We start from the raw sequence: 22,267 nt of genomic DNA, 5'->3' as shown, positions 1-22,267 counted from the left end.
CCGGTCGGGGGGCCCAAGGCGATTCGAGGAGTGAACGCGGTGGACGAGTCAGCGCACGAGCCGATCCTGCGTGCCGGGGACACGTGCCGGGAGATCGCGACCGCGGACCGCGTCGCCTGCATCGTCGACGCGGCGGACTACTTTCTGCATGCGAAGTCGGCGTTGTTGCAGGCACGCCGGCGAATCGTCCTCATCGGGTGGGATGTCGACACCCGCATCAGGCTCGACCCCACGACCCACGACGACGAGGTCCCCGACGTACTCGGTGACTTTCTGCGGTGGCTGATCGACACCCGTCCCGAACTGGAGATCCACGTCCTGCGCTGGAGCACCGGCGCGTTCACCGGAATCCTGCGCGGGGTCGCGCCACCGTTCGTCCAGGATCTGCTCACCGGTCGCCGTCTGCACTACCGCATCGACGCCGCGCACCCTGTCTCCGCCGCCCATCACCAGAAGATCGCGGTGATCGACGACCAGTTCGCCTTCTGCGGCGGCATCGACATGACGGTGGACCGATGGGACACCTCGGAACATCTGTCGCACAACGAGTTCCGTCGAGACCCCGACGGGCGGCCGCACGGCCCGTGGCACGATGTCACCGTCGCCCTCGACGGCGACGCCGCGCGCGTGGTCGCTTCGGTCGCACTCGACCGTTGGGAAGCCGCCACCGGCGAATGCCTCAAGCCCCTCGTCGACACCGACGGCCCCGACATCTGGCCGACGGACCTCGACGTGACGTTCACCGACTGTGACGTCGCGGTGGCGCGGACGATCCCGCAGTACGACCACCGGCCCCAGGTCGAGGAGATCCGGCTCCTGTACCGCGCGGCTTTTGCCGCGGCCCGCCGGACCATCTACGTCGAGAGTCAGTACCTGGCGGCCCGGGAGGTCGCGGAAGCCCTGGCCGAACGACTTGCCGAGCCCGGCGGCCCCGAGATCGTCGTGGTGCTGCCGCGGCACGCGGACAGCCCGGTCGAGCGACTCGCCATGGACGGTGCGCGGCACAAACTCCTGCAACTGCTGTGGCGCGCGGACAAGTACGACCGATTCCGTGCCTACTACCCGGTGACTGCCGACGGCGACCCGATCTACGTGCATGCCAAGGTGCTGATCGTCGACGACGTGCTCCTGCGCATCGGGTCCTCGAACCTCAACAACCGGTCGCTGGGATTCGACAGTGAATGTGACGTCGCGATCGAAGCCGATCCGCGGGATCCGGCGGACCGGACCCTGCGGTCGACCATCCTGTCCATGCGTACGCGGTTGCTGTCCGAGCATCTGGGCGTCGGCCACGAGGTGTTCGACGACGCTGTGGCACAGGGGGATTCTCTTGTCGGGGCCATAGACCGACTGACCGGACCGGGCCGGACACTTGCGGCCTTCGATCGCGAGACGATCGACGGCGAGGAATCTCTCATCGCGGAGAACGAACTCGTGGACCCCGAGGACGCGCGAGTCGGCACGATCGATCGGATCTATCGCGCGGTCATCCGGCGGGGCACGCGGAGTCTGCTGCGCCGCTGACCGTCACACGCGTTCTCGGGCCGCCTCGATGGCCGGGGCGATGATGGCGGCGAGGTCCGACGCGACATCCCGATCGCCTTCCGGCGGCATGGCGATGTAGCTCAGTGCCATCCGGGTGATCGCACGTGAGATCCGGACGACGTCGGACTCGGGCATGGACAGCCACGTGGACTGGCGGAAGGCCTCCGCCAGCCGGTCGGCCGCGGTGGTGATGATCGGTGCGGCGTCGGTGGTGATCAGCTTCATCAGATCGGGTTTGGCCTCGCCGGACAGCAGCGAGGCGATCAGCGGATCGGTGGCGACCCCGGCGAAGAACTCACCGAAGCCCTTGTGCAGGGCTTCGGTGACGTCGTCGACAGAACGTGCCAGCGAGTCCGCGACATGGCCGGCGAAACGACCCGCCAGCCGGACCGCGTACCCCTGCGCGAGGCCGTAACGGGACCCGAACTCGTTGTAGACGGTCTGGCGACTGACCCCGGTGGCGGCGGCGACGTCGGACATGCGCACCGCTGCCCAGTCCCGGTCCAGCAGCAGGTCGTGCAATCCGTCGAGCAACGAGTTGCGCAACAGGGCCTTGCTGTCCTCGGCGTAGTTGCGCGTCGTCATCCGCCGACGCCGGCAGGCTGGAGCGCGGATTCGATCTCGGCGCGGAGGGCGCGCCCGGAAGCTCCTCGTCCGATGCAGACAGCGCCGATGAGTCGATCACCCGCGAAGGTCCGGACGACCGAACTGGAGTCGTCGAGCTCGACGTCCACGCGATCGCCAGAGGTCGGCCACCCGACGATCTGGAAGTTCGTGGAGTACTGCATGGTCCAGGCCAGTGGTACACGCGGCACGGGAGCCGAGGTGTCGGCGTCCGATCCGAGGTCGGCGGCGATCGTCATGGCGACCAGTCTGCCGTGCTCGGTCGCCGTGAGCCACTGCTCCGCACGCATCGGCGCTCCCGTGAGCGGATGCGGACGCGCCGCGACGTCGCCCGCCGCGTAGACGCCGGGCACGCCCGTTCGGAGCGAATCGTCGACGACGACTCCGGCCGGATCCACGGGAAGACCTGCACTACGGGCCAATTCGAGCTCGGGCTCCATCCCGGTCGCGCTGATCACCGTCCCCGTCAAGGTGCGCCCGTCGGCGAGTGTCACCGAGTGCGCCTCGATTGCAGTGGGCTCCGCGCCGGTGAGGATTCGCACACCGCGTTCACGATGCAGGGCCGCCACCGCCTCGGCCACCGACGCCGGGACGACGCGTGAGAGCAACGACGACCCGCGTTCGACCACCGTGACACGCGATCCCTCACCGGCCGTCGCCACAGCGGCGGCGATCTCCAGACCGATCAGTCCACCGCCGACGATGACCACCGGTCCGTCCGCGATCGCCTCCCGAAGTCCCTCCGCATCGCGACGGGTGCGCAACGACGAGGGTGACGACGACCCGCCGGGCACTCGCCGGGCCCGTCCGCCGGTGGCCAGCACCAGCGCGTCGTAGTGGACCTCGGTGGCATCGGCGAGGCGGACCAGACGTGACGAGGTGTCGACGTCGACGACCCGCGTCGAGGTCACGATGTCGATGCCCCGCTCCGACCAGTATCCGGGCGGACGCAGCGTGATCTTGGCGTCCGACAGGTCGCCCACGACGAGGTTCTTGCTCAGCGCCGTTCGGCGGTAGGGGAGCTGTGGCTCCTCCCCGAACAGGGTGATCGTTCCGTCGAAGCCGTTGCCACGCAGCGTCTCTGCAGCGGTGATGCCGGCGACACCGGTGCCGACGATCACCACCGACACGTTTCCGGAGGCGCCGGCGCGAACGGCGCTCATGGGCGAGCCACCTCGACCATCTCGAAGTCGGCCTTCGCCGCACCACAGTCCGGGCAGCTCCAGTCATCGGGGATGTCGGCCCAGCGCGTGCCCGGTTCGATGCCGTCTTCCGGCCAGCCGAGCTCCTCGTCGTACTCGAAACCACATACCTCGCAACGGAAAAGCTTGAAATTCATCGCACGGTGCTCCCTTCGCTGGAATCATTCGGCCCGCTCGCTTCGCTCCCGGCGCCGAGGTGATTCGGCCCGCTCCCTTCGCTCCCGGCGCCGAGGTGATTCGGCCCGCTCGCTTCGCTCCCGGCGCCGAGGAAGTCGATCTTCTCGCGCACGCCACAGTCGGGACACGGCCAGTCGTCGGGGATGGTGGCCCAGGCGGTGCCGGGCGGGAATCCCTCACGGGGTGCACCCGCCGTCTCGTCGTAGACGTAATCGCATACCGGACAACGGAATGTGCTCATCGCGGGGACACCCCGTGCTCGGCGAGGACGCGTTCGCGGCGGTGCGGTGCGATGTTGATGCGTTCGACGTCTCCGTCGTAGTGGTCGAGCACCCGCTTGTCCATCACGCCCCGCCACACCGGCGGGAAGTAGGCGAGCGTGATCATGCTCGCGTACCCACTCGGCAGGTTCGGGGCGCCGTCGAAGCTGCGTAGGGTCTGGTACCGCCGGGTGGGATTCGCGTGGTGATCGCTGTGCCGCTGGAGGTGGTACAGGAAGATGTTCGTGCAGATGTGATCGGAATTCCAGCTGTGCTCGGGTGTGCATCGTTCATAGCGCCCGGTTGTGGTCTTCTGGCGCAGCAGACCGTAGTGCTCGAGATAGTTCACGGTCTCCAGCAGCGAGAAGCCGTACACGGCCTGGATCACCAGGAACGGCAGGATCTCCCAGCCGAAGATCGCCGTGAGCGCACCCCACAGCACGACCGACATCGCCCAGGCATTGAGGACGTCGTTGCTCGGGTGCCAGAAGGATTTGTCCGCACGCTCGAGTCGCTTGCGTTCGAGTTCGACCGAGGACTTCAGGCTTCCCCAGACGCTGCGGGGGAGGAAGCGCCAGAACGACTCTCCGAACCGCGAGCTGGCCGGGTCCTCGGGCGTCGCGACCCGCACGTGGTGACCGCGGTTGTGCTCGATGAAGAAATGACCGTAAAAGGTCTGGGCGAGAGTGATCTTCGACAACCAGCGCTCGAGGTCGTCCTTCTTGTGACCCAGTTCGTGGGCGGTGTTGATCCCGATTCCGCCCATTGCGCCGATCGACAGTGCCAGTCCGATCTTCGATGCCAGACCCAGCCCGCCGTCGATGCCGAGCCAGCTGAGGTCGTCGGCCGTCCACAGATGGCAGGCCATCACGAGGCTCGCGATCTGGAACGGGATGTAGATGTAGGTGCAGTAGCGGTAGTACTTGTCGTTCTCCAACTGCTCCATCAGCTCCTCGGGCGGATTCGATCCGTCGGGCCCGAAGAACACATCGAGGATGGGGAGGAGGACGTAGACCAGGATCGGCCCGATCCACCACCACACCGGCGACACGACGTCGAGGCCGTGGCCGATGGCGTTGAACCCGGCGACGAGAACCATCGCGAGAAAGACCGACGTCGGTGGAATCAGGCCGAGCAACCACAGATGGCGCTTGCGGTCCTTCCATTCGACGTGCGGGTCGTCCGCGGTGGATGGGGTCGGTGCGGTACTCATGCGCACTCCTGTCTGGACGGGGCTGTGATGTACAGCACTGGACATTAACCGAGTCAATGTCTGTTGTCTAGACACTAGAGCTGATTTGTAAAGCGAGCGACGAGTGAGCGGGAGTCTTCGTCGACTGTGCGTCGATTTTCGTTGACTGTGCGTCGTTTCCCGTTGGCTGTGCGCAGTGCTCGACGCCGGTGAACTCCATCCCATCGGAGGCCGGCGGGCTCGCCGGGGGGCTCTGGGCTGGACAAAGAATCCCCGACCCTGGAAACAAGGATCGGGGATTCGGGTCGATGCCCGGCGGGCATCGGGCAGGACGGTGCCGCTACGGGGTGTTGATCCAGTCCAGGATCGACTGGCCGGCACGGGGATCGCCGTTGTTGATGCCGATGACCGCGCCGATGGCAGCGCCGACGCCCGCGCCCCAGACACAGCCGACGATGATGATGCAGCCGATGACGAGGCCGGCGAGCGCGCCGATCGCGGTCGTGACGTTTCCGCCGCGGTTCCAGCCGTTGGTGATGTGCCAGATCATCTGCTGGTAGGCCCGGTCCTTCTTCGCCGATGCCGGGCGGACGCCGGCCGCGATCGCAGCGCGCGCCTCGGGGGAGAGGATCGGCGTGAACGTCGCCTGGGTGCGATCGGCGGAGACCTGTGCCCGCACCGGGACCGCGGCCCCGTCGAACGGCAGCACGAGCCCGATCCGTTCGATGGTCCGTCCGCGCGCGTCGAGGACCTGGAGCTCCCGGTCGCCCGCGACGAATGTCGCGTTGCGCAACTGGGAGACGATGGAGGTCCCGTCGGCGGAGGCGATCGAGTGGTGGGACGGCACCGCAGGTGCGGGGGTGCCGTTGGCGGTGCCGAAGGAGATGGTCAGTGCCGAGATGGCCAGGGCCATGACGGCGAGGAGGCGAATGCGCTTCATCGGTTCTGGATTCCGCTTTCGTCGAGTGGGGGGTGGGTGCCCGGTCCGACGATCGGCACAGAAACCGTGGCTCGGCGAATGTGCGTTATGTCGGGTTCGGCGCTGCGATTGTCTCACTACGGGTCGTCGACGGTGAAGCATGAGCCCCGGCGTGGATCGTCCGGATGACACGTGGAAGCGGGCGCCGGCCCATCCTCGGACGTGTCACCCATCTGCATCGATTCAGCACGTGTATTGATGGCGTCAGTAATTGACTTGGACATGAATGGATGGCCGGACCTACGGTCGTGACAAGGCCGAACTCAGGGCGAGGCCGGCGCCGACAGTGGCAGTCATCGCGGACAGACAACACCGTGCTCGGGGCGCCACCTCGGTACGGCCACCTCGGCAGACGCCAACTCACAAGGGATGGGACCACGATGACCATTGCGCACCGACCCGCACCGCTGAGCACGCAAGACCTCACCGGTCAGCTCATCATCGCCGGCGAACGGGTGACCGGCTCCGGGAGTGCCATCCATGGCATCGACCCGACCATCGGCGGGCGGTTGTTGCCGGCCTACGCACACGGAAACGAGACCGACGTCGTCCGTGCCACTGCGGCCGCGGCGACTGCTTTCGGGCCGTACCGGGCCACCTCGTCCGAGGACCGGGCGCACTTCCTCTCGACGATCGCCGACAATCTCGACGCCGCAACCGAGGTCCTGGTGGAGCGCGCCGTCGCCGAGACCGGGCTCCCGGCCGCGCGGATCACCGGCGAGGTCGGACGGACGTCGGGTCAGCTGCGTCTGTTCGCCTCGGTGCTGCGGGAGGGCAGCTGGCACGGCGCGCGGATCGACCCCGCGCGACCGGACCGCACGCCACTGCCGCGTGCCGACATCCGGCAGCGCAAGATTCCGCTCGGTCCCGTGGCGGTGTTCGGCGCCAGCAACTTCCCGCTGGCGTTCTCGGTCGCCGGCGGCGACACCGCGTCGGCGCTCGCGGCCGGGTGCCCGGTCGTGGTGAAGGCGCACGACGCCCACCCCGGGACCTCAGAACTGGTCGGACGGTTGATCACCGATGCGATCGCCGCCACCGGTATGCCTGCGGGCACGTTCTCGCTGCTGTACGGCACGGGTCGCGAGCTCGGCATCGCGCTCGTCACCGACCCGCGCATCAAGGCGGTGGGTTTCACCGGATCACGTTCGGGTGGCACAGCTCTCGTCGCCGCCGCCGCGTCGCGACCCGAACCCATCCCGGTGTATGCGGAGATGAGTTCGATCAACCCCGTCTTCCCGCTCGACGGTGCACTCCGCGACGACGCGGCGGGCCTCGGCCGTGCGTTCGTGGCCTCCCTGACGATGGGGTCGGGACAGTTCTGCACCAACCCCGGTCTCGTCATCGCCGTCGACGGCCCCGGCCTCGACACCTTCGTCGCCGCGGCCGCCGAAGCGATCTCCTCCTCGACGCCGACGCCGATGCTGACCCCGGGAATCGCTGCGAGCTATGCGTCGGGGGTGGACGAATTCGTCTCCGCCGCGGACGTTCTGGCTCGGTCCGAGGAGTCGACCGGGCCGAATACATGCCGGCCCGCGCTCTTCGGCACCGACGCCGAGACCTTCCTCGCGTCGGAGACGTTGCAGCAGGAGATCTTCGGGTCGTCGAGCCTCGTCGTGCGGTGCCGGGACCTGCAGCAGGTGCGCGAGGTGACCGCCGAGCTCGAAGGCCAGCTCACCGCGACCGTCCATGCCGCGGACTCCGACCACGAGAATGCCCGCGGCCTCCTCGAGGCGCTGGAACTCAAGGCCGGCCGAATCCTCTTCAATGGTTGGCCGACGGGTGTCGAGGTCGGACACGCCATGGTCCACGGCGGACCGTATCCGTCGACCTCCGACAGCCGAACCACCAGCGTCGGGTCGCTTGCCATCGAACGATTCCTGCGCCCGGTCGCCTACCAGGACGTTCCGGCGGCTCTGCTGCCGCAACCGATCGCCGACGGCAACCCCGAACACATCTGGCGCCGTGTCGACGGCGAACTCATCCGCGACTGAACCACATCCCATTCAAGGAGTCCCAATGCTCAACGGCGTCCTGTTCTTTCCCGTCACACCTTTCGACAGCAGCGGTGAGGTGGACTACCGGCGCCTCGCCGAACACATTGATCGTGGGGTGGCGGCCGGCCCCGGCGGCGTGTTCGTCGCCTGCGGCACCGGCGAGTTCCACGCGCTCGGACTCGAGGAATTCGGCCGGATCGTCCGATGCGCGGTCGAGACCGTCGCGGGCCGCGTCCCGGTGTTCGCCGGTGCCGGCGGCTCGCTCGTGCAGGCCAAAGAGTTCGCGGTGAGTGCGAAAGCCAATGGCGCCGACGGCATCTTGCTGCTGCCGCCGTACCTGGTGACGATGCCGCCCGCCGGCCTCGCCGAGTACACGCGAGCTGTCGCCGCGGCCACCGATCTGCCGCTGATCGTCTACAACCGTGGCAACGCGGTCTTCGACGAGGAGTCGGCGATCGAGGTCGCCGAGCTGCCGACCGTCATCGGGTTCAAGGACGGCACGGGTGACCTCGACAACGTGTCGCGCATCGTGATCGCGGTGAAGGAGGCGCTGGGCGACAGGAAGGAATTCCTGTTCTTCAACGGACTCCCCACCGCCGAGATCACGCAACAGGCCTACCGCGCCCTCGGTGTCACCCTCTACTCGTCGGCGACGTTCGCGTTCGCCCCGGAACTGGCCCTGGCCTTCTACAACTCGCTGGAGACCGGTGACGTCGAGCTGACCGAGGCGCTGCTCCGAGAGTTCTTCCATCCCTTGGTCCGTCTGCGCAACACCGTCCCCGGATACGCCGTCGCACTCGTGAAGCACGGTGTGACGATGGAGGGGATCGAGGCGGGCCCGGTGCGTGCGCCGCTGGTCCAGCCGACGCCCGAGCATCAGGCCGAGCTCGAGCGGATCACCGCCGCGGGCCGGGCGGTCCTGGCAACCGCGCTCGCCGCTCCGGCCGCGGTCTGAGTAGCCATGCCGACGAAGACGATCGACGCCGCGCCGGTTGCGCGTACCGCTGTCGCCGGTCCGCGGCGGACCGACACCACGATCACGAAGGTGACCGTCACCCCGGTCGCGTTCGTCGATCCGCCGCTGCTCAACACGGTGGGTGTCCACCAGCCCTACGCACTCCGGGCGATCATCGTGATCGAGACGTCGGGTGGCGTGCGCGGACTCGGCGAGACCTACGCCGACACCGCGCATCTCACCCGGATGGAGGCCGCCGCCGAGGCGATCATCGGCCTCGACGTCTTTGCGCTCCACCGTCTCCGGGACGCGATCGACGCCCGGATCTCGACGCTGGCGGTGACCGGTGGCGACGGGGTGGCCGGGATGATCACCACGGCCAGCACCACCGACCGGGTCTTCTCGCCGTTCGAGGTCGCCTGTCTGGACATCCAGGGCAAGACCCTTGGTCGTCCGGTGAGTGACCTGCTGGGTGGCCGCGTGCGGGACCAGGTGCCGTTCAGTGCGTATCTGTTCTACAAATGGGCGGCCCACCCCGGCGCAGCCGGTACCAACGGCCTCCCGGACGGATGGGGCGAGGCGATCGACCCGGGCGGTTTGATCCGGCAGGCACACCGGATGATCGACCGGTACGGGTTCACCGCGATCAAGCTCAAGGGCGGCGTGTTCGACCCCGACGAGGAGATCGCCGCGATCAAGGCGCTGCACGCCGAGTTCCCCGGCGTGCCGCTGCGCCTGGACCCCAATGCGGCGTGGACCGTGGAGACCTCGTTGCGCGTCGCAGCCGAGTTGGACGGCATCGTCGAGTATCTGGAGGACCCGACCCCCGGACTCGAGGGGATGGCCCGGGTCGCCGAGCGGGCGACCATGCCGCTCGCGACCAACATGTGTGTCGTCGCCTTCGACCATCTCGAACCCGCGGTGCGGAAGAGATCGGTGTCCGTCGTGCTGTCCGACCACCACTACTGGGGTGGTCTGCAGAGATCGCGCCTACTCGGTGGCATCTGTGAGACCTTCGGACTCGGTCTGTCGATGCATTCGAACTCGCACCTGGGCATCAGCCTGGCCGCGATGGTGCATCTCGCCTCAGCGACGCCCAATCTCACCTACGCCTGTGACACCCACTGGCCGTGGAAGACCGAGGATGTGGTCAAGCCGGGCGCCCTTCGCATCGTCGACGGTGCGGTGCCCGTCCCGACCGGTCCGGGGCTGGGGGTCGAACTCGACGAGGAGTCGCTGGCGGCGCTGCACCAGCAGTACCTCGACTGCGGCATCCGAGATCGGGACGACACCGGTTACATGCAGTCCATCGATCCGGGCTTCGTGAACTCCAGCCCGCGGTGGTGAACGTACCCACGAGCACCGCCGCGGTGGTGAAGATACCGACGAGCACCGCCGCCGTGGGTTAGCGTCATCCACACCACCCCGCAAATCGCGGGGCGACGATGCCGAAAGTGGATCGATGTTCTCTCTGTCGCGCCTGTCCTGCTTCATCGCGGTCGCCGAGGAGTTGCATTTCGGCCGGGCGGCCGAGCGACTGCACATGACGCAACCCCCGCTCAGTCGGCAGATCCAACAGCTGGAGCACGAACTCGGGGTCCAGCTGATCGAGCGCAGCAGCCGGGCCGTGTCGCTCACCGCGGCCGGCGCGGCCTTTCTGCCCGACGCGCGGCGGATCGTCGCGCTCGCCGAGGGTGCGGCTCTGACCGTCCGACGGGTGCCGGCGGGCGATCTGGGGACCGTGAACATCGGTTTCACCGGGGCCTCGGCGCGGGCGGTGTTGCCCCGGCTCATGCAGACCGCCCGCGAGAAGCTGCCGGACGTGCGGCTGGTGCTGCGGGAGATGGTCACCGTCTCGCAGGTGGAGGCCCTGGTCCGCGGGGACCTCGATCTCGGCATCGTCCGTCCGCCGATCTCTCGGCCGGGCGTGAATTCTCGTCCGCTGCATCATGAACGGTTGGTCGCCGCGCTGCCCGCCGACCACGAGTTCGCCGATGTCGAGCACCTGGCGATCGAGGACTTCGACGGTCAGGCGGTCATCATGTATTCGCCCACGGACGCGCGGTACTTCAACGAGTTGTTGATCAGCACCTTCACGGCGGTCGGGGCCTCACCGCGCTATGTCCAGTACGTCACCCAGGTGCACACCATGCTCGTTCTGGTGCATTCCGGTCTGGGGATGGCACTGGTGCCGGAGTCGGCGATGACCATGCACCCCGACGGAGTGGTGTTCAAAGAGGTGACCGCGATCCGCGACCGGCCCGTACAGATGAACATCGCCTGGCGCGCCGACAACGCCAACCCGGCGCTCGCCCGGTTGATGACTGATGTTCTCCCCGAACGGGAGTGGATCTGACGGCGCCCTCCACCGATCCCGTCGACTGTGCGTCGGATCCCGTCGACCGTGCGTCCGATTTCGTCGACCGTGCGTCGGATCCCGTCGACTGTGCGTCGGAGATCCGCGACGGAGGGGCCCGGTCAGACTGCGGCGCGTACGGGTGGTTTGACCGCGACGACCGGACACTGGGCGTCGAGCAGCACACGCTGGACCACGCTGCCGGTCAACAGTTTACCGACCGGTGAACGCCGTCGCTGGCCGATCACCAGGAGCTCTGCCGCGTCGTCGTACGACGCGTCGATGAGCTGATCGGCATGCGACAGACCCGGATCGTTCTCGGCGACGCGGTAGTCCACCTCGCCGGCCTGGGCCACGTCGCGCGCGTTCTCGAGGTCGACCAGGAATTCGGGCGACGAGGCGTTGTCACCATCCGCCACGACCACGACGTCCGTGCCACGCATGCGGGCCTCGGCGAAGCCGAACGGAAGTGCGCCGCGACCTTCGGGCGTCGGGAGGTAGCTGAGCACGACGGACATCAGACGGCCTTTCGCAGTGCGGGATTCGGGGCGACAACCGGGGTCGACAGGTCGCCGGTCCGCAGGAACGACTCGAGGTTGGCGAGGGTGAGTTCTTCCATGGCGGCTCGGGTCTCGACAGTGCCGCTCGCCAGGTGGGGGAGCAGCACGACGTTGTCCATGGACAGCAGCGCTTCGGGTACCTCCGGCTCGTGTGCGAACACGTCCAGGCCGGCGCCGGCCAGCCGGCCGTGCTGCAGCAGGTCGACGAGCGCGCTCTCGTCGACGACGCTGCCGCGGGCCACGTTGATCAGGAAGCCGTCGGGGCCCAGCGCCTCGAGGACGTTCCGGTCGACGAGATGATGTGTGTTCGCTCCGCCTGCGGCGGCCACGATCAGCACATCTGCCTGCGCGGCGAGCTCGGCCGGCGACGCCGCATAGCGGTACGGGGCCTCTGCCACCGGGCTGCGGTTGTGATAGGCGATGAGGCAGCCGAAGGCGTCGAGGCGGTGAGCGATGGCGGAGCCGATCCGGCCGAGCCCGAGGATGCCGACGTCGGTGCCGGATACCTTCCGGGTGAGCGGAACGTTGCCTTCGAGGGGCCAGCGCCCGGCGCGGACGAACCGATCGGCCGCGGAGAATCCGCGCATCGTGTCGAGCAGCAGTCCGACGGCGGTGTCGGCGACGCAGTCGGTGAGGACGTCCGGGGTGTTGCTGACACCGATGCCGAGTTCACGTGCCCGGGCGATGTCCGTGGTGTCGTATCCGACGCCGAAGTGGACGATGGCCCCGAGGTTGGGCAGCGCGGCCATCAGGTCGGCGTCGACCCCGGTCCGCCCGGAGGTCACGACCGCGGTCACCGCATCGGCGGAGCGGTCGAGGAAGGAGGCCCGCGTCTCGTCGTCGGGTAGCCGCTCGGCGCCATAGGTGTCGGCGAGGCGCTCCTCGAGCGAGGGTTTGAGGGGGCCCACGCGCAGCACGGAGCCGCGCTCTAGCGACAAAGTCTCTGGTGCAACGGTTTCCGGTGCGGTCGTGGTTCCGGCCGAACTGCTCGTCATGATTGACCTCCAGGAGTGCAGGACACAGCCGGTCCTTCGGTGGATGCGTTCCACGCTAGAAGCGCCCACGGATACCTGTCCAACACGCAAATAACATGGATCGATACTCAAACAGTATGGATCTGGCGCCGTCGATTCGGAAGGCGGAACGTCGGAGCGGAGAACGGTCAGGTCAGCGGCCCTTTCTGGCGATCCGGGGGCCGACTCGGGTGCATTCCGGGTGGGGCAAAAACCCGCCGAAACCGCCGTTTCCTGGGCTTTTGCGCTGTTGACGCCGTCATTCCGACGCTCATAGCGTGTGTCTACCGTCACAAACGCGGTCGAGCCCACCGCGAGATCACTCGCAGTCTTTCTCTCAACGGAGGTCCCCATGCTGATCGCAGTCCTGCGATCCCGGAAGCGCCCCGCCGGGTGCCTGCTGGCCCTGTCCGCGGTGGCCGTTCTCGCGGCCGGCGGTTGCAGCGTCGCCAACACGACCGCCAGTGAGAGCGCTTCCCCGGACACCCTGCGCATCGTCCTGCCCCAAGAGCCGCCCACCCTGGAACCCTGCGACGCCTCGCTCACGGCGACCGGCGTCGTCGTGCGGTCCAACATCACCGAGCCGCTGATCGAACGAAATCCGAGCAGCGGCGCACTCGAGCCGAGTCTGGCGACCGAGTGGACCCAGGTGCAACCGGATGTCTGGCGCCTCACCACGGCCACGGGTATCCGATTCAGCAACGGGCAACCGTTCGACGCCGAGGATGCCGCGTTCTCCATCCGACGCACGTTCAACGGGGCGATCGGCTGCGACGTCAACGGCTATGTCTTCGACGACAGCACCCGCGAGGTGACCGTGGTCGACCCGAACACCATCGAGGTCCGCACGGAGACCCCCGACCCGATCCTTCCGCTGCGCCTGTCCTTCATCGAGATCGTCCCGCGCACCACCGTCGACGATGACAAGGTGCGGGTCCCGATCGGGACCGGACCCTACATGGTCGACTTCTGGGACTCCGGACAGCGGGTCGCGCTCACGGCGAATCCCAACTATCACGGCGATGCCCCCGAGTTCACCCGCGCGGTGTATCAGTGGCGCAGCGAAGGCAGCGTCCGGGCCGCGATGGTCACCAACGACGAGGCGGATGTCGCCACATCGCTCGGCCCCGAAGACGGGGCCGGCGACCTCGGGATCGCCTACACCAACAACGAGACGACGGCGCTGCGTATGCAGGCCACCGACGCGCCTCTGAACGACTACCGGGTGCGCGAGGCCATCGACCTCTCCGTCAACCGGGACGGCATCGTCGACGCGCTGTTCCAGGGCCTCGGCATCCCCGCGGCACAGCTGGTCGGCAAGGGCATCGTCGGGTACAACGATCGGCTCACCCCGACGCCCTACGACCTCGACCGTGCGAGAGAGCTGGTCGACGAAGCACGGGCAGACGGGGTGCCTGTCGACCGGACCATCCGGCTCATCGGCCGCACCGGTCAGTTCCCCAAGATCAACGAGACCATCGAGAACCTCCAGTTCACGCTCAGCAAGATCGGTCTGGACGTCAAGATCGAGATGATGGACACGTCCGGCCAGATGCAATATCAGACAAGGCCTTTCGTGCCCGGTTCAGGTCCGGTGCTGCTGATGATCATGCACGGCAACCAGGCTGGTGACACCCAGTTCACCCTGGACCAGTACATGCTGTCCGACGGTTACCAGAGCACGTACGGCACTCCGGCCTACGACGAGCAGATCCGCTCGGCCGAGGCGCTGACCGGAGCCGCACGCCAGAACGCGCTTGCCGCCGTCCTGGCCGCCGAGCCGCGCGAGATCCGGCAGTACGCCTACATCGCACATATGCAAGCCGTCCTCGCGAAAGCGAGCCGTGTTGCCTACCAGCCCAATTCGGCCACCGGCGACGAAATGCGTCTCGCCGAGATGACCCACGCGCCAGCCCAGAACGACTGAAACAGAGGCGATGACCGATGCTCACCTTCCTCCGGCGCCGGATGTTCACCAGCCTGATCCCGCTGATCATCGTCTTGTTCGGCGTGTTCTTCATGGCTCGGCTGACCGGCGACCCCACCAATCTCTACCTGCCCGTCTCCGCGACCCCGGACCAGCGTGCCGAGTTCGCGGCGGCGAACGGTCTCGACAAGCCGATCTGGCAACAGATGACCGATTACCTCGCCGGCGTCTTCCATCTCGACTTCGGTGAGTCCCTCAAGACGGGTCAGGAGGCGGCAGGCATGGCCTTGCGGGCATTTCCGGCCACCCTGCAGCTCGCCTTCGTCACGCTGGTGTTGTCGATCCTCGGTTCGATCATCATCGGCTGCTGGGCGGCCTACCGGCCGAACTCGCTCGCCGACCGGTTCTCGAGCCTGCTGTCGATGACCGCGGCCAGCGTCCCCGACTTCTGGTTCGCGATCACCGGGATCTGGATCTTCGCAGTCGTATTCGGCTGGCTGCCGACGTCGGGTACCGGTGGGATGCTGGCCTGGGTCCTCCCCATTGCAACCCTCATGATCCGGCCACTCGGCGTGCTCACCCAGGTCGTGCGCGGTGCCATGGTCTCTGCGCTGTCGGCTCCCTACGTCAAGGTGGCGCGGAGCAAGGGGGCGGGGGATCTGCGGATCGTCACCCATCACGCCCTGCGCAATGCGGCCGCCCCTGCCCTCACCGTCGCAGGCGACCTCGCGGTCGGCCTCATCAACGGTGCGGTCATCGTCGAGGCCATCTTCGGATGGCCCGGCATCGGCAAGCTGATGATCGACTCGATTCTGCAGCGCGACTTCGCGGTTCTGCAGGCAGCGGTGCTCCTCACCGCCATCAGCATCTTCATCCTGAACATCGTCATCGACGCGGGCCTGGCACTGCTGGACCCACGCGTTCGTGACAAGGCCACGGTCTAGGCGCCGGCGACCATCGAGGAGTACTGACACCATGTCCATCGTCACCGATCCCGTCGACACGACGAGTCCCGTCGCCTCGACCGACATCACCGGCGACTCCGTCGCCACCAAGAAGGTTCCCGCCGGCCAGCTGCCCTTGTGGCGGTTGCTGTTCCGCGACAAGTTCGCGACCGTCGCGGCGGGCATCCTGACCCTGGTCCTGCTCACCGCGATATTCGGTCCGTGGCTCGTCGGCGACGCCGCCACCGACCAGAACCTCGACGAGTCGAATCTGCCGCCGTTCAACCTGGACACGGGCTGGATGAACATCCTGGGCACCGACCCGCTCGGCCGCAGCATGCTCGCCCGACTCATCGTCGCGTGTCAGACAACGTTGATGGTCTCCCTGCCTGCGGTGATCATCTCGTGCGTCGTCGGCTCGGCGATCGGCATGTGGGCCGGCTACCACCGCGGCTGGCGGGAGACCACGGCGATGCGCATCGCCGACGTCATCATGAGCTTCCCGTCCCTGCTGCTCGCCGTCGTGATCCTGTATGTGTTCTCGCCGAGCGCCGCCAACATCATCGCGGTGCTGGCGATCACCCGCATCCCGATCTACCTGCGCACTGCACGCGCCGAATCCGCCGAACTGCAGAGCCGTGTGTTCGTCGACGCGGCACGGACATTCGGCGCGAGCAGTGGTGCGATCCTCCGCGGGCACGTGTTGCCGATCCTGCTGCCCACGCTGCTCACCGTCGCCACGCTCGACTTCTGCTACGTGATGCTCGCCGAGTCGTCGCTGTCGTTCCTCGGCATCGGCATCCAGCCGCCCGACATCAGCTGGGGACTGATGGTGTCGCAGGGCCGCACCTACCTGCAGACAGCGTGGTGGCTGTCCTTCTTCCCCGGCCTGGCCATCGTCATCACGACCGTGTCGGCCACGATGCTGGCCGCGTGGGCGCGCATCGCGACCGATCCCGGACAGCGGTGGCGACTGACCACCCCGAACGCGCGCAAGCGGTTCTTCTCCTCACGAAAGGCGCTGCGATGAGTGCTCCTGCCCTCGACCGGCCCGCCGCCGGCACCGACGATCGGATCGCACTCGACGTCGTCGACCTGACCGTCGATCTGCGGACCCCCACCGGCACCGTCCGCGCCGTCGATCACGTCTCCTTCCGCGCCCGTCGCGGCGAGACCCTCGCGCTCCTGGGCGAATCGGGGTGCGGTAAGTCGATGACCGCACAGGCGCTCGTCGGCCTGCTCGACCCGATCGCCTCGGTGTCCGACGGGTCGATCACCCTCGACTCCGTCGACCTGGTCTCCGCGTCACCGTCGAAGCGGCGAGACGTCGCCGGCACCGAACTCGCGATCGTGTTCCAGGACGCGCTGACCGCACTCAACCCGGTGTATCCGGTCGGCACCCAGCTCGCCGAACCGTTCCGCATCCACCGCCGGATGTCGAGGAAGAAGGCCCGTCTCGAGGCGATCGAGCTCATGCGTCACGTCGGCATCCCGGAACCGGAGTCCCGGGTCGACTCCTATCCCCACCAGTTCTCGGGCGGCATGCGGCAGCGTCTGCTGATCGCGATGGCGGTCGCGCTGAGTCCCAAGGTGCTGCTCGCCGACGAGCCCACCACCGCGCTCGACGTGACGGTGCAGGCTCAGATCATGGCCTTGCTGGGTCGACTCCGCACCGAGCACGACATGGCGGTCGTCCTGATCACCCACGATCTCGCGCTCGTCGCCGAGCAGGCCGACCGCGTCGCGATCATGTACGCCGGCAACGTCGTCGAGACCGGACCGGTGGCCGAGGTCTTCGGCAGTCCGAAACACCCGTACACCAAGGGACTCCTCGATTCGGTGCCCGTCAGTGCCGAGCGCGGCGCCGACCTCAAGTCGATCGGCGGAACCCCGCCCGACCTGCACTCCATCCCGAGGGGGTGCGTCTACCAGGCGCGGTGCCCGCTGGCTCGGGCACAGTGCGTCCAGGAACGCCCGACGCTGACGGCCACCGGCGCCGGCCGTGCCGCCGCGTGCCACTTCTCGGAGGAGATCGACAATGCCTGAGACCACGACGAGGTTCGCCACGACCTCGACCACGGACAGCGCCGGACAAGGCGAGGCGTCACTCGGCGCCAGCCGGGTCCTCGAGGTGCGCGACGTCGGCAAGACGTTCGCGGTGTCCGGGAAGGGCGGCCGCAAGCAACTGCGGGCACTCGACGGGATCGATCTCGAACTCCGTCGTGGCGAGACGCTCGGTCTGGTCGGCGAATCCGGTTGCGGGAAGTCCACTCTCGCTCGGACACTGATGATGCTCGAGCGCCCCGACACCGGTACCGTCCGCTGGGACGGCACCGACCCCTACCGACTCAAGGGCAAGGACCTGCTCGCCCTGCGTCGCAAGGTGCAGATGGTGTTCCAGGATCCGTATGCCTCGCTGAACAACCGGATGACGGCGGCCGAGATCATCGGCGAGCCCTGGCGCACCCACCGGGATCTGTACCCGCGCAAGCGAGACCGGGCCGCTCGGGTGCGTGAACTGCTGCACCTCGTCGGGCTGCGGCCGAGCGACGAACACCGCAGTCCGCAGGAGTTCTCCGGCGGTCAGCGCCAACGACTGGGGATCGCCCGCGCGCTCGCTCTCGATCCCGAGGTGATCATCTGCGACGAGCCGGTCTCGGCCCTGGATCTCTCGGTACAGGCACAGGTGCTGAACCTGCTCAACGAACTCCAGCAGGAACTCGACATCTCCTACATCTTCATCTCGCACGACCTGTCCGTGGTCCGTCATGTGGCCGATCGGGTCGCGGTGATGTACCTGGGCCGGATCGTCGAGACGGGCAGCACCGAGGCCGTCTTCGACCATCCCGCGCATCCGTACACCGAGGCACTGATGTCTGCGGCTCCCACGCTCGACGCCGAGAACCGCCGTGAGCGGATCCTTCTCAGCGGTGAGGTGCCCTCGCCGCTCAACCCGCCGTCGGGCTGCCGGTTCCGAACGCGCTGTGCCCATGCCACCGACGTCTGCGCGACCGCTCTGCCGCCGGCGGTCACGGATCAGCACGAGCCCGGGCACGTCGCCGAGTGCTACCACCCACGCGGGCGGGTCGGACTGGGTATGCCCGCCCCGGCGGCATGAGCGCGCCGGACAGCATGGATACCCTGCTCGCGTGAGCGTCGTGGCATGCGTGATCATCGCCGTCGCCGTGTTCCTGGCGTCCTGCATGCAGGCGTCGATCGGCTTCGGGATGGGCATGCTCGCCGCGCCGGTTGTCGCGCTGGTGGCGCCGACGCTGCTTCCCGGCATGCTGATCGCCTCCGCGACGACCGTGACCTTGCTGGTCGTGATCCGCGAGCGGGGGAGCCTGGACCTGCGCGGTACCGGGTGGGCCCTGATCGGCCGAGTGCCCGGAACCATCGCCGGCGCCCTGCTACTGGTGTGGCTACCGACCCGCGGGCTGTCGCTGCTGCTGGCCGCCGTCGTGCTCGGCGGGGTGGCGGTCGCGTCGGTCGGATGGCGGCCGGCGCCCGTGCGCCGCAACCTGGCGACTGCGGGAGCCGCGTCCGGATTACTCGGCACGGCAACGTCCATCGGCGGCCCACCCATGGCACTGGTGTACTCCGGCGAGGAGAGCGCACATGTTCGCAGCAACATGAGTGCGTTCTTCCTCGTCGGGAGTCTGATGTCGCTGGCCGCCCTGGCGGCGACCGGCAGTCTCCGCGCGGAGATCCTCTGGGCCTTCGTCGCACTGACACCGATCGTCGTCCTCGGCTTCGTCGCGTCTCGTTTCGTCAACCGGCTGCTCGATCGGAACCGGTTGCGCATCGTGTCGATCACCGTGTCGGCCATCGGCGCGGCCCTGCTCATCGGCCAGCAGCTCTTCTTCTGACACTCTCGAAAGGACCAACCATGACGACAGCGACTCCGACGCCGTCCGCCACGACGACCCCGGTCGTCACCGAGATGCGGGTGATCCCCGTCGCCGGCCGGGACAGCATGTTGCTCAACCTCTCCGGCGCGCACGCGCCCTTCTTCACGCGCAACCTGGTGGTCCTCACCGACTCCGACGGCAATCAGGGTGTCGGCGAGGTCCCGGGCGGCGAACCGATCCGCACCACCCTCGACGATGCCCGGCCGATCGTCGAGGGACGCGGAATCGGTGAGTACAACGCCGTCCTGCAGGACATCCGGCGCACCTTCGCCGACCGCGACCGGGGCGGGCGCGGAGATCAGACCTTCGACCAGCGCGTCACGATCCACGCGGTCACCGCCGTCGAATCAGCGCTGTTGGATCTCCTCGGCCAGCACCTCCGTGTGCCGGTGGCGGCGCTGCTCGGCGAGGGACAGCAACGAGACCGGGTGGCCGCGCTCGGCTACCTGTTCTTCGTAGGGGACCGCACCAGGACAACGCTGGACTATGTCGACGGTGCCGACGAGACCGACGACTGGATGCGCCTGCGCCACCAAGAGGCTCTCGACGCCGACGGTGTGGTCGCCCTCGCCGAGGCCGCCCAGAAGCGCTACGGCTTCGCTGATTTGAAGCTGAAGGGCGGCGTGCTGTCGCCCGACGAGGAGGCCGACGTGGTCACGGCGCTCGCCGAGCGCTTCCCCACGGCGCGGGTGACGCTCGACCCCAATGGCGGCTGGCTGCTCGACGAAGCGATCCGCATCGGTGGACGGCTGCGCGATGTGGTCGCCTATGCTGAGGACCCGGTGGGGCCGGAGGGACGGTTCTCCGGTCGTGAGGTGATGGCCGAGTTCAAACGCGCGACCGGGCTGCCGACGGCGACCAACATGATCGCCACCGACTGGCGCGAACTGGGACACACGATCCGGACGAACGCGGTCGACATCCCGCTGGCCGACCCGCACTTCTGGACCATGGCCGGCTCGGTGCGCGTCGCGCAACTGTGTGATGCCTGGGGGCTCACGTGGGGTTCGCACTCCAACAACCACTTCGACGTGTCGCTGGCCATGTTCACGCATGTGGCCGCTGCCGCGCCGGGCGAGATCACCGCGATCGACACCCACTGGATCTGGCAGGACGGACAGCGCCTCACGACCGAGCCGTACGAGATCGTCGACGGTCACCTCACGATTCCCGACCGGCCAGGACTCGGCGTCGAACTCGACATGGAGCAGGTGGACGCCGCCCACCAGCTGTACCGCACCGAAGGGCTCGGCGCCCGGGACGACGCGATCGGAATGCAGTTCCTGATCCCGGACTGGACCTTCGACAGCAAACGGCCCGCACTCGTGCGGAGCTGAGACGTCGTGGCGGAATCGCGCAATCATGGTCTGAAGGTCGTGGTGGGCGAACGCAACTTCGCACCTCACCGCGAGTTGTTGGAGAGCCTCTTGCCGGTCGGCGTGGACACCTCCTGGCACGCGGTCTTCGACGAGGCCGCGCTCGTGGCGGATCTGTCCGACGCCGATGTCTACATCGGCGGTCGGGTGACCCCGTCGATGGCTCGCGCGGGTTCGCGGCTGCGGCTGGTGCTCACCGGCGGTGCCGGTACCGACAAGGTGAGTTTCGACGATCTCCCCAAGCACACCCTGGTGGCCAACACATTTCACCACGAGGACTCGATCGCCGAGTACATTGCCGCCGCGGTGGTGGCGGTGCGCCGAGACCTGCTCGTCCAGCACGCGGCTCTGCGGCAGGGGGTGTGGGCGTCGGCGGTCTATCGCGACGGCGTGCCGCAACCCCAGACCCTCCGCGGGGCCATGGTCGGTTACGTCGGTTTCGGCCACATCGGCCGGCGGACCGCGGACCTGCTGGGCGCATTCGGCGCGCGGGCCTGTGCGGTGACTGGGTCCGGCCGGGTGGCCGACGATTCCGGACTCGAATGGCACGGTGACACCGCCGATCTCGGCCGCCTGATGACGGAGTCCGACGTCGTGGTCGTCTCCGCGCCGCTGACGCCGAGCACCACCGGCATGATCGATGCCGCACACCTGCGCAGGCTCGGGCCGTCGGGTGTGCTGGTGAACGTGGGCCGCGGCCCGCTCGTGGTCGAACAGGATCTGTTCGAGGCATTGCGCGACGGAGTGATCGGCGGGGCCGCGATCGACGTCTGGTACCGCTATCCGACCGCGGGTGACGAGGCGGCACCGTCGGACCTGCCGTTCGCCGAGCTGCCGAATGTCCTGATGACCCCGCACATCTCGGGGGTCACACGCGACACCTTCGTCGGCCGGGTGCGCGACGTCACCGACAACATCTCCCGGCTGCTGGCCGGGCGAGACATCCTGCGCGTGGTCACACCACCCTGATCGCGACGAGGGCAGATTTCCTCTGCTCGTGAAATCAGGAGTGCAAGCGGTGGCCCGGTTGGTCCCTGAGGAGCGTCCGGAGCTTGCGGAGGCGCCGCGTCACCGACCGTTCCCTGAGGAGCGTCCGGAGCTTGCGGAGGGCCGCGGTCCCACTGCTCCCTGAGGAGCGTCCGGAGCTTGCGGAGGGCGCGTCACGAAGGGTCTGCCACGCCTCTCACCAAGACCCTTCGTGACGCTCGCAAGCTCGCTCCTCAGGGGGCGGGGTGACGTCGCAAGCTCGCTC

Annotated in this window: 20 protein-coding genes and 1 pseudogene; 13 read left to right on the top strand and 8 right to left on the bottom strand. The window is 67.9% G+C overall.

What is annotated here, in order from left to right; translation table 11 throughout:
- The first annotated feature begins 39 nt into the window (after positions 1 to 39).
- Positions 40 to 1,524, top strand: coding sequence for a phospholipase D-like domain-containing protein (locus tag CA982_RS08690; RefSeq protein WP_086535070.1), 1,485 nt, complete (start codon positions 40 to 42; stop codon positions 1,522 to 1,524).
- A 3-nt stretch (positions 1,525 to 1,527) separates the two neighbouring features.
- On the opposite strand, the gene CA982_RS08685 is transcribed toward CA982_RS08690, so the two are convergent.
- From CA982_RS08685 to CA982_RS08660, 6 genes and pseudogenes are all read right to left on the bottom strand, one after another.
- The gene (locus CA982_RS08685; RefSeq protein ID WP_086534942.1) at positions 1,528 to 2,130 is read right to left on the bottom strand and encodes a TetR family transcriptional regulator; all 603 of its coding nucleotides are present in this window, start codon (positions 2,128 to 2,130) and stop codon (positions 1,528 to 1,530) included.
- Positions 2,127 to 3,332: an NAD(P)/FAD-dependent oxidoreductase gene (locus CA982_RS08680; RefSeq protein ID WP_086534941.1), complete on the bottom strand. Its 1,206-nt coding sequence runs from the start codon at positions 3,330 to 3,332 to the stop codon at positions 2,127 to 2,129. Before CA982_RS08680 ends, CA982_RS08685 begins: the two co-directional genes overlap by 4 nt.
- Positions 3,329 to 3,508: a rubredoxin gene (locus tag CA982_RS08675; protein ID WP_058251790.1), complete on the bottom strand. Its 180-nt coding sequence runs from the start codon at positions 3,506 to 3,508 to the stop codon at positions 3,329 to 3,331. The genes CA982_RS08680 and CA982_RS08675 overlap by 4 nt, the downstream gene beginning before the upstream one ends.
- Before the next feature lie 131 nt (positions 3,509 to 3,639).
- Positions 3,640 to 3,789: pseudogene (locus tag CA982_RS08670) on the bottom strand (rubredoxin); the annotation flags it as partial.
- Positions 3,786 to 5,021, bottom strand: a complete 1,236-nt coding sequence (locus CA982_RS08665) for an alkane 1-monooxygenase (protein WP_086534940.1) — start codon at positions 5,019 to 5,021, stop codon at positions 3,786 to 3,788. The gene CA982_RS08665 and the pseudogene CA982_RS08670, both read right to left, overlap by 4 nt.
- A gap of 319 nt (positions 5,022 to 5,340) precedes the next feature.
- Positions 5,341 to 5,940 (bottom strand): DUF8020 domain-containing protein, encoded by a 600-nt coding sequence (locus CA982_RS08660; RefSeq protein WP_086534939.1) that lies wholly within the window; start codon positions 5,938 to 5,940, stop codon positions 5,341 to 5,343.
- A gap of 419 nt (positions 5,941 to 6,359) precedes the next feature.
- On the opposite strand from CA982_RS08660, the gene CA982_RS08655 reads away from it, so the two are divergent.
- The 4 genes from CA982_RS08655 to CA982_RS08640 all read left to right on the top strand — a co-directional run bounded on the left by CA982_RS08655 (position 6,360) and on the right by CA982_RS08640 (position 11,284).
- Positions 6,360 to 7,970, top strand: a complete 1,611-nt coding sequence (locus tag CA982_RS08655; RefSeq protein WP_086534938.1) for an aldehyde dehydrogenase (NADP(+)) — start codon at positions 6,360 to 6,362, stop codon at positions 7,968 to 7,970.
- A 25-nt stretch (positions 7,971 to 7,995) separates the two neighbouring features.
- Entirely contained in the window at positions 7,996 to 8,928 is a 933-nt protein-coding gene (locus CA982_RS08650) for a 5-dehydro-4-deoxyglucarate dehydratase (protein ID WP_086534937.1), read from the top strand.
- A 6-nt stretch (positions 8,929 to 8,934) separates the two neighbouring features.
- On the top strand, positions 8,935 to 10,275 hold the full coding sequence (locus tag CA982_RS08645) for a glucarate dehydratase family protein (protein WP_244176181.1): 1,341 nt from the start codon (positions 8,935 to 8,937) through the stop codon (positions 10,273 to 10,275).
- A 115-nt stretch (positions 10,276 to 10,390) separates the two neighbouring features.
- Positions 10,391 to 11,284: a LysR family transcriptional regulator gene (locus tag CA982_RS08640; RefSeq protein WP_086534936.1), complete on the top strand. Its 894-nt coding sequence runs from the start codon at positions 10,391 to 10,393 to the stop codon at positions 11,282 to 11,284.
- A gap of 122 nt (positions 11,285 to 11,406) precedes the next feature.
- Here the strand turns inward: CA982_RS08640 and CA982_RS08635 are convergent, their stop codons facing one another.
- Positions 11,407 to 11,802 carry a universal stress protein gene (locus tag CA982_RS08635; RefSeq protein WP_086534935.1) on the bottom strand — a complete coding sequence of 132 codons (396 nt, stop codon included), beginning with the start codon at positions 11,800 to 11,802 and terminating at the stop codon, positions 11,407 to 11,409.
- Positions 11,802 to 12,839, bottom strand: coding sequence for a 2-hydroxyacid dehydrogenase (locus CA982_RS08630; protein WP_086534934.1), 1,038 nt, complete (start codon positions 12,837 to 12,839; stop codon positions 11,802 to 11,804). The genes CA982_RS08635 and CA982_RS08630 overlap by 1 nt, the downstream gene beginning before the upstream one ends.
- Positions 12,840 to 13,209: 370 nt before the next feature.
- Here CA982_RS08630 and CA982_RS08625 point away from each other — a divergent pair, with 370 nt between their 5' ends.
- From CA982_RS08625 to CA982_RS08590, 8 genes are read left to right on the top strand one after another with little or no spacing between them, the layout of a single operon-like run.
- Entirely contained in the window at positions 13,210 to 14,784 is a 1,575-nt protein-coding gene (locus tag CA982_RS08625) for an ABC transporter substrate-binding protein (RefSeq protein ID WP_086534933.1), read from the top strand.
- 17 nt (positions 14,785 to 14,801) lie between these two features.
- Entirely contained in the window at positions 14,802 to 15,728 is a 927-nt protein-coding gene (locus CA982_RS08620; RefSeq protein ID WP_086534932.1) for an ABC transporter permease, read from the top strand.
- 31 nt (positions 15,729 to 15,759) lie between these two features.
- Positions 15,760 to 16,758 carry an ABC transporter permease gene (locus CA982_RS08615; RefSeq protein ID WP_086534931.1) on the top strand — a complete coding sequence of 333 codons (999 nt, stop codon included), beginning with the start codon at positions 15,760 to 15,762 and terminating at the stop codon, positions 16,756 to 16,758.
- Positions 16,755 to 17,774 (top strand): ABC transporter ATP-binding protein, encoded by a 1,020-nt coding sequence (locus CA982_RS08610; RefSeq protein WP_086534930.1) that lies wholly within the window; start codon positions 16,755 to 16,757, stop codon positions 17,772 to 17,774. The genes CA982_RS08615 and CA982_RS08610 overlap by 4 nt, the downstream gene beginning before the upstream one ends.
- A complete protein-coding gene (locus CA982_RS08605; RefSeq protein WP_244176180.1) occupies positions 17,767 to 18,846 on the top strand; it encodes an ABC transporter ATP-binding protein in 1,080 nt (359 codons plus the stop codon). The genes CA982_RS08610 and CA982_RS08605 overlap by 8 nt, the downstream gene beginning before the upstream one ends.
- A gap of 31 nt (positions 18,847 to 18,877) precedes the next feature.
- On the top strand, positions 18,878 to 19,597 hold the full coding sequence (locus CA982_RS08600) for a sulfite exporter TauE/SafE family protein (protein WP_086534929.1): 720 nt from the start codon (positions 18,878 to 18,880) through the stop codon (positions 19,595 to 19,597).
- 20 nt (positions 19,598 to 19,617) lie between these two features.
- Complete coding sequence (locus CA982_RS08595; protein WP_086534928.1) at positions 19,618 to 20,976, top strand: enolase C-terminal domain-like protein; 1,359 nt, start codon at positions 19,618 to 19,620, stop codon at positions 20,974 to 20,976.
- Positions 20,977 to 20,982: 6 nt separating this feature from the next.
- A complete protein-coding gene (locus CA982_RS08590; RefSeq protein ID WP_086534927.1) occupies positions 20,983 to 21,984 on the top strand; it encodes a 2-hydroxyacid dehydrogenase in 1,002 nt (333 codons plus the stop codon).
- Positions 21,985 to 22,267 lie beyond the last annotated feature (283 nt).

Source organism: Gordonia lacunae, assembly GCF_002149015.1.
Lineage (GTDB): Bacteria > Actinomycetota > Actinomycetes > Mycobacteriales > Mycobacteriaceae > Gordonia > Gordonia lacunae.
The sequence above is the reverse complement of the archived record's forward strand: the minus strand, read 5'-3'. Positions and strand labels throughout refer to the sequence as shown.

Bases quoted from the DNA above. Each gene is read 5' to 3' on its own strand.
- CA982_RS08685 (WP_086534942.1), bottom strand. From the start codon at position 2,130: ATGACGACGCGCAACTACGCCGAGGACAGCAAGGCCCTGTTGCGCAAC.
- CA982_RS08655 (WP_086534938.1), top strand. From the start codon at position 6,360: ATGACCATTGCGCACCGACCCGCACCGCTGAGCACGCAAGACCTCACC.
- CA982_RS08665 (WP_086534940.1), bottom strand. From the start codon at position 5,021: ATGAGTACCGCACCGACCCCATCCACCGCGGACGACCCGCACGTCGAA.
- CA982_RS08615 (WP_086534931.1), top strand. From the start codon at position 15,760: ATGTCCATCGTCACCGATCCCGTCGACACGACGAGTCCCGTCGCCTCG.
- CA982_RS08595 (WP_086534928.1), top strand. From the start codon at position 19,618: ATGACGACAGCGACTCCGACGCCGTCCGCCACGACGACCCCGGTCGTC.
- CA982_RS08645 (WP_244176181.1), top strand. From the start codon at position 8,935: ATGCCGACGAAGACGATCGACGCCGCGCCGGTTGCGCGTACCGCTGTC.
- CA982_RS08625 (WP_086534933.1), top strand. From the start codon at position 13,210: ATGCTGATCGCAGTCCTGCGATCCCGGAAGCGCCCCGCCGGGTGCCTG.
- CA982_RS08610 (WP_086534930.1), top strand. From the start codon at position 16,755: ATGAGTGCTCCTGCCCTCGACCGGCCCGCCGCCGGCACCGACGATCGG.
- CA982_RS08675 (WP_058251790.1), bottom strand. From the start codon at position 3,508: ATGAATTTCAAGCTTTTCCGTTGCGAGGTATGTGGTTTCGAGTACGAC.
- CA982_RS08605 (WP_244176180.1), top strand. From the start codon at position 17,767: ATGCCTGAGACCACGACGAGGTTCGCCACGACCTCGACCACGGACAGC.
- CA982_RS08650 (WP_086534937.1), top strand. From the start codon at position 7,996: ATGCTCAACGGCGTCCTGTTCTTTCCCGTCACACCTTTCGACAGCAGC.
- CA982_RS08630 (WP_086534934.1), bottom strand. From the start codon at position 12,839: ATGACGAGCAGTTCGGCCGGAACCACGACCGCACCGGAAACCGTTGCA.
- CA982_RS08620 (WP_086534932.1), top strand. From the start codon at position 14,802: ATGCTCACCTTCCTCCGGCGCCGGATGTTCACCAGCCTGATCCCGCTG.
- CA982_RS08660 (WP_086534939.1), bottom strand. From the start codon at position 5,940: ATGAAGCGCATTCGCCTCCTCGCCGTCATGGCCCTGGCCATCTCGGCA.
- CA982_RS08680 (WP_086534941.1), bottom strand. From the start codon at position 3,332: ATGAGCGCCGTTCGCGCCGGCGCCTCCGGAAACGTGTCGGTGGTGATC.
- CA982_RS08635 (WP_086534935.1), bottom strand. From the start codon at position 11,802: ATGTCCGTCGTGCTCAGCTACCTCCCGACGCCCGAAGGTCGCGGCGCA.
- CA982_RS08640 (WP_086534936.1), top strand. From the start codon at position 10,391: ATGTTCTCTCTGTCGCGCCTGTCCTGCTTCATCGCGGTCGCCGAGGAG.